The following is a 13,173-nucleotide window of genomic DNA, read 5'->3' as shown; positions in this document are numbered from 1 at the left end:
ATTTGCAATAATATTTAGGCAATTGCAGAGACGCTAAGGCAGGGGAAACCTTTCCTGATAGCTCTCGCTACCAGGAAAGGATCAGTGCGTCCGACTGTGGTTTTCTTTGCGGTAGGCACCCGGCGGCTGGTTAAACGTGCGGGTAAAAATACGGGTAAAGGTCTGCTGGGAGTCAAACCCGTAGCGCAGACAAATGTCATACACTTTTGCGTCGGATTCGCGCAGATCCCGCGCCGCCAGCAGCAGTTTACGCTCGCGAATGTAGCGCCCCAGGCTCTCCCCTTTGTACTGCAAAAACAGACGCTGCAAGTGCCACTTGGAGTAGCCCGCATGCCGTGCGATCTCGTCAATACGCAGCGGCTGATTCAAATTATCATCAATCCACTCGACAATGCTGTCGATAACCTGAGCAGAAATGGTCATTCGGAACTCCTCTCCTGCAAATGTGTTGCCTTTTCCCACCATGTTGTGAACCGTTGCGCTGAATCGTCCAGCTTCACCGGTTCACCCTGCATCGGGGTAAGCAGACGGTACGCTTTATTTCGACTGGCCAGTGCCAGACGTTTGTAAGGGTCATCCCAGCTATGCTTTGCCAGCACAAAGCGTCCGGCATGACCGGGTAAAATCGCTTTTGCCCGCAAATCCAGAGCGGCCTGCGCGGTCTCTTCCGGCATCATGTGAATGTACTTCCAGTCCTGGTCGTATTGGCCGTTCTCCATGATGGCGAGATCGATGCCGCCAAACTGTTCGCCAATTGCCCTGAAATGCGGCCCATAGCCCGAGTCGCCGCTGTAATAAATTTTCTGTTCCGGTGTTTCGAACAGAAAACTGGCCCACAGCGTCTGATTGCGCTTGATACCGCGCCCGGAGAAGTGCCGCGCGGGCAGCACGTGAATCATCAGTGAATCGTCGACCCTGACAGACTGATTCCAGTCACGTTCTTCAATAATGTCGCCATTCATTCCCCAGTAACGCAGATGCGAGCCAACGCCCAGTGGCGTGAGCACGCGCTTCACCTTCGGCATTAACGCGGTGATGGTGGCGTAATCCAGATGGTCATAGTGATCGTGAGAAATGATCAGCAGGTCGATCTCCGGCATCGCCTGCGCCGTCCACGGATACTCCCCGGCGAACGCTTTGTTGAGAAACGAAAACGGTGCGGCATAGCTGCTGAAAACCGGGTCAATCAGAATACGTTTGCCGCCCAGTTGCAGATACCACGAGGAGTGCCCCAGCCAGATCAGGGTATTCTGCTCAACCGGCAGGCTGGCGAGATCGGTGGCAACCAGGGGTAATGGCCGGGCTGGCCGCGCATTTTCACGCTTCGCGACCAGAAACTCCCACCATGCTGCGAGCATACTTTTGTTTCCGGTATAACCCGGCGTTGGCACCTGATTATGAAATTGCCCATCACGGTAGTTCGCAGATTGCTCTACCTGACTAAGCTGAGCGCCCTGTGGCGCCTGGCCGAAGCCCGCATTAAGGACAAACGGTAACGTTGCTGCACTGGCAATGAGCATAATAACGACCACACACACGGAGAGAGGCTTCATATCCTGACCTGTAAAACGCGCCCCTGTCCGATGGTTTGCGCGGCTGACTCTTGATTATGAGTGAGTAAGCACTCATTATAGAAATCGGAAGTTTCGCGTCAAGATGATTTTCAATCTTTGACATTCACCGTTGCGGCGCTGCAAAGGCCGTGTTTCAATCATCTTTTTAAACAATCTTAAGGGTAAAGTGTAGTGGCTCGTCCGAAGAGTGAAGACAAAAAACAGGCATTACTGGAGGCTGCAACCACGGCCATTGCGCAATCCGGGATCGCGGCATCGACCGCTGTGATAGCCCGCAACGCAGGCGTGGCAGAAGGAACGTTGTTTCGCTATTTCGCGACAAAAGACGAGTTAATCAACGAACTTTATCTTCATCTTAAACAAGGTCTTTGCCAGTCGCTGATCGAGAACCTCGATCGTTCACTGACGGATACCAAAGTGCTGACCTTTTACATCTGGAGCAACTATATCAGTTGGGGTCTCAACCATACGCTGGGGCATCGCGCTATTCGCCAGTTAGCGGTCAGCGAAAAAATCACCAAAGAGACGGAACAGAAAGCCGACGATCTGTTTCCTGAGCTACGCGATCTCTGCCACCGTTCGGTGCTGCCGGTCTTTATGTCCGATGATTATCGCGCCTTCGGCGATGCGCTATTTTTAACGCTGGCAGAAACGACAATGGAATTTGCCGCTCGCGAACCGGCTCGCGCCAGCGAATTTATCTCCCTGGGCTTTGAAGCGATGTGGCGCGCCCTCACCCGTGAGGAAGCATAATGGATGAAAAAACGCTGTACGAATGCGCGCGCCGTCTGGCGCTGGCGTTTCCGTTTACCGAACACTGCTGGCCGTTCGGTCCGGAGTACGACGTGTTTAAAGTCGGCGGCAAGATCTTTATGATCGTGACCGAATTTAACCGCCGCGCGGTGATTAATCTGAAAGCCGATCCGGAGAAATCGCTGCTAAATCAGCAAATTTACCCCAGCATTACCCCCGGTTACCATATGAACAAAAAGCACTGGATTTCCGTCGCCCCCGGCGATGACATCAGTGAGTCATTACTGGACGAACTGGTTAATGATTCGTGGAATTTAGTGGTCGATGGCCTGGCCAAACGCGACCAAAAACGGATCCGCCCTGCCTGATTGGTCGCGAAAGCCGATAACTGTTTTCGCATTTTCTCTCTTATCATCTTCCAGAGAACCTTGTACCCTGCGGGTATTAAAACCAACCGGGAGTAGTTATGGATATCATTTCAGTGGCCTTAAAGCGTCACTCCACCAAGGCATTCGACCCTAGTAAAAAACTGACCGCTGAAGAAGCAGAAAAAATCAAAACGCTGCTGCAGTTCAGTCCGTCCAGCACTAACTCTCAGCCGTGGCACTTTATCGTAGCCAGCACCGAGGAAGGCAAAGCGCGCGTGGCAAAATCTGCCGCCGGTAACTATGTCTTCAACGAGCGTAAAATGCTCGATGCCTCGCACGTTGTGGTGTTCTGCGCCAAAACGGCGATGGACGATGCGTGGCTGGAGCGTGTGGTCGATCAGGAAGAGGCCGATGGTCGTTTTGCCTCTGCCGAAGCGAAAGCCGCCAACCACAAAGGTCGGACATTCTTTGCCGACATGCACCGTAAGGACCTGAAAGATGACGCGCACTGGATGGCAAAACAGGTTTATCTGAACGTCGGCAACTTTCTGTTAGGCGTTGGCGCACTGGGTCTGGACGCAGTACCGATCGAAGGGTTCGACGCCGCCATACTCGATGCGGAATTTGGCCTGAAAGAAAAAGGCTTCACCAGTGTGGTCGTGGTTCCTGTGGGTCATCACAGCGTCGAAGATTTCAACGCCTCGCTGCCAAAATCTCGCCTGCCGCTGGAAACCACGCTGACAGAGGTGTAATTCACCCCGCGCCCTGCATTTGCATAATTTCCCCTCAGCGGTCATCATTGACCGCTGTTTTATCAAGGAGAAATTATGCAGGAATTAATTACCCAGGTTGAAGATTTAGCGGGTATTGAAATGAATCACACCACCTCGCTGGTGGTGATTTTCGGTATTATTTTTCTCACCGCCGTCATTGTGCATATTATTTTGCACTGGGTGGTACTGCGCACATTCGAAAAACGTGCCATCGCCAGTTCCCGTCTGTGGCTACAAATAATTACCCAGAACAAGTTATTCCATCGTCTGGCGTTTACCCTGCAGGGGATTATCGTCAATATTCAGGCGGCGCTATGGTTGCAAAAAGGCAGTGAAGCGGCAGAAATTCTGACCACCTGCGCGCAGTTGTGGATCATGATGTATGCCCTGCTGTCGCTGTTTTCATTACTGGATGTCATCTTAAATCTGGCGCAAAAATTCCCAGCAGCCTCTCAGCTTCCGCTCAAAGGCATATTTCAGGGTATTAAACTGATTAGCGCGATTATCGTTGGCATTCTGGTGATCTCGCTGTTAATGGGTCAGTCCCCGGCGATTCTGATTAGCGGTCTGGGCGCGATGGCGGCCGTGCTGATGTTAGTATTTAAAGACCCGATTCTTGGGCTGGTTGCTGGTATTCAGCTTTCCGCCAACGACATGCTGAAACTGGGTGACTGGCTGGAGATGCCGAAATACGGCGCTGACGGCGCGGTGATTGATATTGGTCTGACAACGGTGAAAGTCCGCAACTGGGACAACACCATCACCACCATTCCCACCTGGTCACTGGTTTCGGATTCCTTTAAAAACTGGAGCGGCATGTCGGCCTCCGGCGGTCGGCGTATTAAACGTAGCATCAGTATTGACGCCACCAGCATTCATTTTCTGGATGATGATGAAAAGCAGCGACTGTATAAAGCGCGCCTGCTGAAGCCTTATCTGGATACGCGCCATCAGGAAATCGACGAATGGAATCAACAACTGGATGCGCCAGAATCGGTATTAAACCATCGCCGGATGACCAATATCGGGACTTTCCGCGCCTACCTGAACGAATATCTGCGCAACCATCCGCGCATTCGTCAAGATATGACCTTAATGGTGCGTCAACTGGCACCGGACGATCACGGTCTGCCCATCGAAATTTACGCCTTTACCAATACCGTCGTCTGGCTGGAATATGAAAGTATTCAAGCCGATATTTTCGACCATATTTTTGCGGTGGTGGAAGAGTTCGGCTTACGTATTCACCAGTCGCCCACCGGCAATGATATTCGCTCGCTGGCGGGAGCCTTCACCCAATAGATCAGGTACTGGCGCGCGAAATAAAGCGCCAGTCCATCATGACCCTTTCCGTTGGCGCATCCGGATTATCAATTTTGTTGAGCAGTAAGGTGACCGCTTTACGGCCAATCTCCCGCGACGGCTGTTCAATAGTGGTAAGCGACACCATCTCAGACAGTTCAGTGCCGTCAAACCCAACCACCGCGATATCCTGCGGTACGCGGAGTCCCGCCTGCTCAATAGCGCGCAACGCCCCTGCCGCCAGCGTATCGGAAACGGCAAACACCGCATCCGGCGGGTTCTCCTTCAGCAGCTTTTGCATCGCCGCCATTCCGGCCGCTGAGCTGAGGTCGCTGGCATATTCCACCGCCTGATAGTCCAGCTCGCGCAGATGAATCACGCTCTTATAACCGCGCTCGCGCAGACGGGCATATTTGTAGCTTAAGTCGTGATTAATCAAGGCAATCCGCGTACGCCCGCTGTCGGCGAGCTGACTCACCACATACTGCGACGCGTCCACATCGTTGATCCCGACACAGGAAACGCTCCCTGCATCGGCATACTCCGCACACTGAACCCAGGCGGCGCTGCCGATTAACTCGGCAAGTTCCGGCAGTCGGGAGAAGGCGTCCATGGTGATAATACCGTCGACGATTTTACCCGATAGCAGACTTAACCCTGAGCGGGAACGATCGATATCAGAACCTGAATTGCACAACAGGATACGGTAGCCGTTTTTCTCGGCCTCTGCTTCAATGCCCTTGACCACCTCCGCGCAGAACGGGTTAGCGATGTTGGACACCATCACCAGAATCATATGGCTACGCGCGGTGCGAAGTTGACGTGCCAGCAGATTGGGCTGGTAGTTACTCTCCTTGATTGCCTGCAAAACCCGCTCACGGTTTTTCGCTTTCACACTGTCGCTGTTGTTCAACACGCGCGACACCGTCGCCACCGAAACCCCGGCCAACTGAGCGATTTTCTGAATAGACATAACGACGACACATCCTGCGGTTAGCGTTTTATGCAGGCTATCATAAATTTGTTGCCCGGCGAACCGGGCAACGCGTCATCGCTCAATGCGCACCCAGCGCTGCTGCTGATGGCTTTTCACTATCGCATCAATGATATACATCACATTCGCACCGTCGTGGAAGGTGGCAAATTGCGGCGTTTTCGCCATTTCGCCTGCCTGAACGGCACGGTAGAACTGCGCCATCATATTTTTGAAGGCGTCAGGCCAGCCTTCAATATGCCCACCGGGGAAATGGGCGCTGTCGGCGACATCACGGTTCATCAGTGCAGGATCATCGGTCAGGATCTGATTCGCCTGCGCGCGATGCCCCACCCACAACTGCTGCGGTACCTCCTGATCCCACGCCACGGACCGCTCGCTGCCGTTGATTTCAAACGTCAGGCGATTTTTACGCCCGGCGCTCACCTGTGAGACGCGAAAACTGCCCTTGCTGCCATCGTCAAAGCGGAACAGCACCGAGCCGAAATCTTCCGTGTTCACCGGTTTATCTTCATACCGGGCGTTCGGGTCGTGAGCAAAGGTCTGGTTACCCGCGACGTTCTCCTTGCGCGTCGGCCAGACAATCGCGAGATCGGCCATCACCTCCGTGATGCGTCGTCCGGTAACAAACTGCACCGTGTCACACCAGTGGGAACCAATGTCCGCCACCGCGCGCGACGCCCCGCCGAGTACGGCGTCCACGCGCCAGTTGTAGTCGGTTTCCAGCAACATCCAGTCCTGCAGATAGCTGCCATGAGTAGCAAACAGTCGCCCGATGCTTCCTGCGTGCATCATGCTGGCCGCCTGACGCACCATGGCAAACTGGCGATAGACAAAGCTGACGCCATGTACCACGCCAGCCTCTTCCGCCAGCGCCACCAGCTCGCGCGCCTCTTCTGGCGTCATGCACAATGGCTTTTCAGAGAAGACATGCTTGCCTGCCTGCACTATCTGCCGGTTGATCTGCGCATGCAGATGGTTTGGCGTGCAGTTATGCACCACCTGCAGATTCGGATGCGCAAGCAGTTCCTCAACGCTGCCGTAGGCATACGGCACGTTCAGCGCCAGTGCTTTTTCCTGGGCCTGGGAAAGACTGCCGTCGCACAGCGCTACCACCTGCACAAACCCGAGTCGGCGCAGCGCGTCGATATGCGCAGGACCGATAAATCCGCTGCCAATAATGCCGACGTTAATCATGGACACCCCCGGCGGCAAAATCATCAAACGCCCGTCCGGAGACCGGAATGATATGGCGGCGGATAAATTCGCTGCCTTCGCTGGCCCCGGTATCACTGTCTTTCAGGCAACACTCCCACTCCAGCACCGCCCAGCCGTCAAAGTCATACTGCGTCAGCTTGCTAAAAATACCCTTGAAGTCGATCTGCCCATCCCCCAGCGAGCGAAAGCGCCCTGCCCGGTTGATCCACGACTGATAGCCGCCGTATACCCCACTGCGCCCGTTCGCCCGGAACTCCGCATCCTTCACGTGAAATGCTTTGATACGCGAATGGTAGATGTCGATAAAGGCCAGGTAATCCATCTGTTGCAACAGCATATGGCTGGGATCATAAAGAATGTTGCAGCGCGGATGGTTGTCCAGAAGATGCAAGAAACGTTCGAACGTGACGCCATCGTGCAAATCCTCACCAGGATGCAGCTCAAAACAGACGTCCACCCCGTGCGCATCGAAGGTATCCAGAATCGGTCGCCAGCGGTTTGCCAGTTCGCTGAATGCGTCCTGAAAACGCGCTTCATTGTGTGGCGGCCACGGGTAGAAAAACGGCCAGGCCAGCGAACCGGAAAACGTAGCATGCGCGCGGAGTCCCAGCTTTGCTGATGCGGCCGCCGCCTGTTTCAGCGTCTTCGCGGCCCACGCCCGGCGTGTCACATCGTTGCCACGCACCGCCGCTGGCGCAAAGTGGTCGAAGGCGTCGCTGTAAACCGGGTTTACCGCTATCAGTTGCCCTTCCAGATGGGTCGATAGCTCGCTGATGACCAGACCGTGCTCCGCCAGTTTACCGTTTATGTCGTCGCAATAGGCCTGACTCTGCGCCGCCTTTGCCAGATCGAAAATCTGCGGCTGATGGCAGGGGATCTGCACCGCTTTATAGCCCTTGCCGGCCGCCCAACCTGCCAACCCCTCCAGCGAGTTAAACGGCGCTTGCTCCCCGATAAACTGCGACAGAAAAATACCCGGCCCTTTAATCGTCCTCATACCACCTCCAGAAAATTACGCCTTGTCATCGTCATACCTGAACGAGAACAGGAAAATCAGGGCAATCACCGCGGCCGCCACCGCCGGGATCCACCAGAATGTCACCCATGCCTGCGGCACGGTTTGTCCGGCAACCAACCGGTTATACAGCGCGCCGGAGATCTGCGATCCCAGCAGCATCCCAATACCGTAGGTGAACATTACGATCATGCTCTGCGCCTGGCCTTTTACCTTTTCACCCGCCACGCGGTCGGTGTAGATAAAGCCGACAACAAAGAAAAAGTCATAGCACACGCCGTGCAGCAGAATGCCGAGATACAGCAGGAAACGCCCCTCTTCACTCACGCCAAGCGCAAAAAACGCATAGCGAACGAACCACGCCAGCATGCCGATCAGCAGCATATATTTCACGCCCAGACGGCGGAACAGCAGCGGGATCACCAACATGAAGACGATTTCTGACATCTGCCCGAACGACATGGCGGTGCTAACATCCGCAATACCGGCATCCGCCAGATAAGAGGCGGTGTAAGCGTAATAGGTGCCGAGCGGTACCGAGATCAACATCGCGCAAAGCGAAAAGATAAAGAAGTGGCGCGTTTTGAGCAGCGCAAACGCATCGGCGCAGAACAGATCGCGCACCTGTACCGGCAGTCCCTTCGCAGGGGCTGGCGTATGCGGCAGCGTCAGACTATACAACGCCAATATCACGGAACTGACCGCCGCCACCTGGAAGATGGTAATGCTGGACGCCACGCCGGTGACGCCGATAAAAATCCCCGCCACGATCCAGCCGATCGTGCCGAACACGCGCACCACCGGGAAGGTTTTATCGACATTCGTCAGGCTGTGAAACGCAATGTTATTGGTCAGCGCCAGCGTTGGCATATAGCACAGCGTATAGCCGAACAGCAGGCCAATCAGCAGCGCACCGTTTTGGGCAATCAATGCCCCCGGCACAAACCACAGAATCACCGCCCCGGCCAGATGCATCACCGCCATCACCTTTTGCGAGGCAAAGAAGCGATCCACCAGCATACCGAGCACAAACGGTGAAAGAATAGAGGCGATCGGCCCTGCGGAAAACGCATCGCCAATCAGCAAAGACATGTCGTGCTGCGTCATGACCAGACCAAGCGTCACTGACCAGCTTCCCCAGATAAAAAACTGTAAGAACATCATCAGCGACAGTCGGGGTACCAGCAGCCGGTGCTGCCCTATCGCCTTTCCACTACTTTCCGTTGTTGACACCATTTTGAGCCTCGCCTTTTAAAAAGTAATCGATTACAAATTGTCATCAGGTGAAAAGTAATCGATTACAAAATAAAGTTCCTGTGGATCGAAACAGAATTGAGAGAAGGGTCACGATAAAGGTGGAGAGCGGTGGTGGCGGGTAACCGTTTTGTCTGCCCGGCAAGCAAAGCGCCACCGGGCATCTACAGGGTTACTTTTTGCGGGAGAGCTTAAACGCCACAAACAGGAAGATGACCCACACCGGCAGCAGCATGGCTGACAGACGCATGTCGTCGATAGTGCACATCAGCACGAGGATCATCGCCAGGAAGGCAATACAGATGTAGTTCCCCGCCGGATAGAGCAACGCCTTGAACTGGGTGTCGCGCCCTTTGCGACGCATCGCAGCACGAAAACGAAGATGCGCCAGACAGATCATGATCCAGTTCAGCAGCAGCGTTGCCACCACCAGTGCCATCAGCAGGCCAAAAGCCTCTTTCGGCAGCAGGTAGTTAATCAGCACCACCAGCGAAGTGATAGCGCCCGAGAGCAGCAGTGAGTTCACCGGCACGCCACGACGGCTGACGCGGGTCAGAAACTTCGGGGCGTTGCCCTGAACTGACAGACCAAACAGCATACGACTGTTGGAATAAACGCCGCTGTTATAAACAGACAGAGATGCCACCAGAATCACGAAGTTCAGCGCTGAAGCCACCACGTTGCTGTTCAGATCGTGGAAAATCATCACAAACGGGCTACTGTCGGATTTCACTTCCACCCACGGATAGAGCGCCAGCAGAACCACCAGCGAACCGATGTAAAACAGCAAAATACGGTACACCACCTGATTGACGGCTTTGGGGATGCTTTTATGCGGATCGCGGGCTTCTGCCGCAGTGATCCCGATAAGCTCCAGCCCGCCAAAAGAGAACATAATTACCGCCAGCGACAGAATCAGCCCCTTCCAGCCCGTCGCCAGAAAACCGCCGTGCTGCCACAGGTTGTCGATGGTCGCCCGCTCGCCGCCGTGACCCGAGAACAGCAGCCACAGGCCAAAGCCGATCATGCCGATAATCGCCAGTACTTTAATGAGCGCAAACCAGAATTCAGTTTCGCCGTACAGACGGACGTTCACCAGATTGACGGCGTTAATGATAATAAAGAAGGCCGCGGCCCAGACCCAGGTGGGAACGTCGGGTAACCAGTACTGCATATAGATACCGGCGGCCGTCAGTTCAGCCATCCCGACCAGCACAAACATCACCCAGTAGTTCCAGCCTGACAGGAAGCCCGCAAACGGCCCCCAGTATTTATAGGCAAAGTGAGCGAAAGAGCCCGATACCGGCTCTTCGACGACCATTTCGCCGAGCTGGCGCATGATCAGAAAGGCAATAACCCCGGCGATGCCATAACCCAGCAGTACTGCCGGACCCGCCATCTGAATCGCCGGACCGATACCCAAAAACAGCCCGGTACCAATTGCGCCGCCGAGGGCGATTAACTGGATATGTCGATTTTGCAAACCACGTTGCAGCGTCGGAGTCTGTTCCGACGACGCTTCAGAACGACCGTTGCCTGAAGCGGATGACGCGTCTCTCACGTCCTACCCCTGTCTCTTTTTTAGAAGGGGCACGTTTTAACACTTCATGCTGGAGGTAGCAAGTTAAAGGCGTGGGAATGGATGGGGCATCCTTGCCCCTGATAACGAGGTGGAACTCAGAACTCGTAACCAACGGACACTTTAACGGTGCGCGGTTCGCCCTGGGTGACGTACGTGCCGGAATCATCAACACTGGCCCAGTAGTTTTCGTTGGTGACGTTGTCGATGCCCGCGCGAACGGTCATCTGATTTTGGTTCTGGTTAAGCGCGAAGCGATAACGCATGCCCAGATCCAGAGTGGTGAAGCTGTCGAGCTTTTTGGTATTGGCCAGGTCTGCATACTGAGAACCAGAGTGGTTCACGCGAGCCGTGGCGGTCAGCCCCTCAATCGGTTTGATGTCATACTCGGCGCCCAGCACGGCGTAAAAGTTCGGCACGCCGATAACATCGTTGCCCTGATTCAGGCCATTGTTGGTTTTGGTCATCTCCGCCTGCAGCCAGGTGGCGCTGGCGTTCAGACGCATTCCCAGCATTGGTTCGCCGAAGACATTCAGCTCAACGCCACGGTTACGCTGTTCAGCATCCAGACCATAATGTTTGGTTTCACTGTCAAGGATCGCCGAAGGCATCTTGATCTCAAACAGCGCCAGCGAGCCGCCTACGCGCCCGAAGTCCGCCTTCACGCCCACTTCATTTTGTTTAGAATGGACGATACCGGTGCTCTGGCCATAGTTGGTTGCGGTGTTGGGCGCCGTTTTACCCGGCTGCAGCGCTTCGGTGTGGTTGGCGTAGAAAGCGATCTCCTCCCACGGTTTGTAGACGACACCGTAAGTAGGCATCCAGCGGCTACCGTCGAAACCGTCGGCGGCGTTTTCCGCGCCGGTGACTTTGTCATAACCCCGGATGACCACTTTCTGATGGCGTGCCCCGACGGTAAACAGCAGTGTATCATCCAGCACGCCCAGCGTATCACTTAACAACCAGCCCTGAGTGCGGGTACGTCCGCTGGTCAGTGGATCGCTATAGTTGCCGCCCTTGCCGTTTGAGTTGGTACTGGCTGGCGCATCAACGTCGCTGTTATGGTAGATGTTGGTATACGGGTTATCCGCCGCTTTGGACATCTTCCACGCGATTTTTTCGTTTTTGCTTTGCGCCGAGTAGCCGACGTTCACATTGTGCGAGACAAAGCCAGTATCGAAGTTGCCGCGAATCCCCGCCATGCCGCTCACCGTGTCGCTGATACGGTTAGTATCAAGACGGCTGGCAGTGGCCGTACCGCTCTTACCCAGCAGTTTCGGCGCGCTGTAGAGACCTTCCTCGTGCGCGTGCTGAGCGCCAAGACCGGTATAGGCGGTCCAGTTGTCGGTGATGTCGTATTCACTACGCCACATACCGAACTCGTTTTCGATATCGCTGTACGCCCACTTCTGCGAGAAGTTGCGGTCATTTTTCGGCGGTGTCGGGATGAAATCGACCGCAGAAATGTTGACGCTGGTTGGGCTGCCGTGGAAGGTTTTCTTCTGATAACCCACGTCCAGCGAGGTGCGGAAGTTATCGCCTTTGTAGTCCAGACCGGTGGAGAGCAGCGTAGTACGGCGGCGATCGTCCTGAATTCGGGTTTCGCCTTCACGGTGGACCAGATTCACCCGTGCGCCAAACTGGTCGTTGTCGCCAAAGCGACGACCGGCATCCAGCGTGGTGCCAATCTGTGAATCTGAGGTGTAATCCACGCCCACTTTGGCCTGCGGGATATCGCCTGCATGTTTCGGTTCAAGGTTGATCATCCCGCCGACGGCGGAGCTTGCAGCACCGTTCATCAGGGCGTTTGCCCCTTTGAAGATTTCGATGCGATCCACCATCTGCGCATCCACCACCTGACGCGGTAAGATGCCGGAAAGGCCGCCAAAGGTCATGTCATCGCCATCAAACTTCAGGCCGCGGATACGGAAACTTTCCGCGCTGTTGCCGTAGCCCTGGACATACTGCACGCCCGCATCGTTTGCTACGACATCGGCGATGGTTTTTGCCTGCTGATCTTCAACCAGTTTAGAGGTGTAGCTGATGACGTTGAAGGGCACATCCATCGCGCTCTGTTGGCCTAGCATCCCCAGCCTACCGCCGTTGGCAACCTGCCCGTCGAGAAACGCGGGTAGCAGCGTGTCGCCACCCGGTTTGAAATCATTATTGGTTGTCGCCTGGACCACGATGGTCTCTTCCGCTTTTTTCGCGGTGTCCGCCGCCCAGGCCGTGCCAGAGATCGCGCCAATCGTCAGCGCCAGAATTGTTTTGGTGTTGTTCATGTGAATGCCATCAAAAGGAGTCAATGTACCGGGGGGCGACAGGCGTCCCCCGGCTGGTTTT

General features: G+C 54.9%; 12 protein-coding genes. 4 read left to right on the top strand and 8 right to left on the bottom strand.

The window, feature by feature from the left end:
* Positions 1 to 81 precede the first annotated feature (81 nt).
* Together OGY35_RS14535 and OGY35_RS14530 are read right to left on the bottom strand one after the other, a co-directional pair.
* On the bottom strand, positions 82 to 423 hold the full coding sequence (locus OGY35_RS14535) for a RamA family antibiotic efflux transcriptional regulator (RefSeq protein ID WP_286632640.1): 342 nt from the start codon (positions 421 to 423) through the stop codon (positions 82 to 84).
* Positions 420 to 1,553 carry an MBL fold metallo-hydrolase gene (locus tag OGY35_RS14530; RefSeq protein WP_178825909.1) on the bottom strand — a complete coding sequence of 378 codons (1,134 nt, stop codon included), beginning with the start codon at positions 1,551 to 1,553 and terminating at the stop codon, positions 420 to 422. Before OGY35_RS14530 ends, OGY35_RS14535 begins: the two co-directional genes overlap by 4 nt.
* Before the next feature lie 192 nt (positions 1,554 to 1,745).
* Between OGY35_RS14530 and OGY35_RS14525 the strand changes: the two genes are divergently transcribed.
* The 4 genes from OGY35_RS14525 to OGY35_RS14510 all read left to right on the top strand — a co-directional run bounded on the left by OGY35_RS14525 (position 1,746) and on the right by OGY35_RS14510 (position 4,770).
* Entirely contained in the window at positions 1,746 to 2,327 is a 582-nt protein-coding gene (locus OGY35_RS14525; RefSeq protein WP_152405559.1) for a TetR/AcrR family transcriptional regulator, read from the top strand.
* The gene (locus OGY35_RS14520) at positions 2,327 to 2,695 is read left to right on the top strand and encodes an MmcQ/YjbR family DNA-binding protein (RefSeq protein WP_152405560.1); all 369 of its coding nucleotides are present in this window, start codon (positions 2,327 to 2,329) and stop codon (positions 2,693 to 2,695) included. Before OGY35_RS14525 ends, OGY35_RS14520 begins: the two co-directional genes overlap by 1 nt.
* Positions 2,696 to 2,793: 98 nt before the next feature.
* Positions 2,794 to 3,447, top strand: a complete 654-nt coding sequence (gene nfsB, locus OGY35_RS14515) for an oxygen-insensitive NAD(P)H nitroreductase (RefSeq protein ID WP_178825905.1) — start codon at positions 2,794 to 2,796, stop codon at positions 3,445 to 3,447.
* A gap of 75 nt (positions 3,448 to 3,522) precedes the next feature.
* Entirely contained in the window at positions 3,523 to 4,770 is a 1,248-nt protein-coding gene (locus tag OGY35_RS14510; RefSeq protein ID WP_152405562.1) for a mechanosensitive ion channel family protein, read from the top strand.
* Position 4,771: 1 nt separating this feature from the next.
* Here OGY35_RS14510 and OGY35_RS14505 read toward each other — a convergent pair whose 3' ends face one another.
* The 6 genes from OGY35_RS14505 to OGY35_RS14480 all read right to left on the bottom strand — a co-directional run bounded on the left by OGY35_RS14505 (position 4,772) and on the right by OGY35_RS14480 (position 13,112).
* Positions 4,772 to 5,743 (bottom strand): LacI family DNA-binding transcriptional regulator, encoded by a 972-nt coding sequence (locus OGY35_RS14505; protein WP_286632639.1) that lies wholly within the window; start codon positions 5,741 to 5,743, stop codon positions 4,772 to 4,774.
* A 75-nt stretch (positions 5,744 to 5,818) separates the two neighbouring features.
* A complete protein-coding gene (locus OGY35_RS14500; RefSeq protein ID WP_286632638.1) occupies positions 5,819 to 6,961 on the bottom strand; it encodes a Gfo/Idh/MocA family protein in 1,143 nt (380 codons plus the stop codon).
* Entirely contained in the window at positions 6,954 to 7,979 is a 1,026-nt protein-coding gene (locus tag OGY35_RS14495) for a sugar phosphate isomerase/epimerase family protein (protein ID WP_286632637.1), read from the bottom strand. Before OGY35_RS14495 ends, OGY35_RS14500 begins: the two co-directional genes overlap by 8 nt.
* A 15-nt stretch (positions 7,980 to 7,994) precedes the next feature.
* Positions 7,995 to 9,233: an MFS transporter gene (locus OGY35_RS14490; protein ID WP_286632635.1), complete on the bottom strand. Its 1,239-nt coding sequence runs from the start codon at positions 9,231 to 9,233 to the stop codon at positions 7,995 to 7,997.
* Between the two features lie 190 nt (positions 9,234 to 9,423).
* Positions 9,424 to 10,812: a phenylalanine transporter gene (gene pheP, locus OGY35_RS14485; RefSeq protein WP_152405567.1), complete on the bottom strand. Its 1,389-nt coding sequence runs from the start codon at positions 10,810 to 10,812 to the stop codon at positions 9,424 to 9,426.
* Between the two features lie 116 nt (positions 10,813 to 10,928).
* Positions 10,929 to 13,112, bottom strand: coding sequence for a TonB-dependent receptor (locus OGY35_RS14480; protein WP_286632633.1), 2,184 nt, complete (start codon positions 13,110 to 13,112; stop codon positions 10,929 to 10,931).
* Positions 13,113 to 13,173: the final 61 nt, after the last annotated feature.

This window comes from Citrobacter sp. Ct235 (assembly GCF_030332305.1).
Lineage (GTDB): Bacteria > Pseudomonadota > Gammaproteobacteria > Enterobacterales > Enterobacteriaceae > Citrobacter_A > Citrobacter_A telavivensis.
The sequence above is the reverse complement of the archived record's forward strand: the minus strand, read 5'-3'. Positions and strand labels throughout refer to the sequence as shown.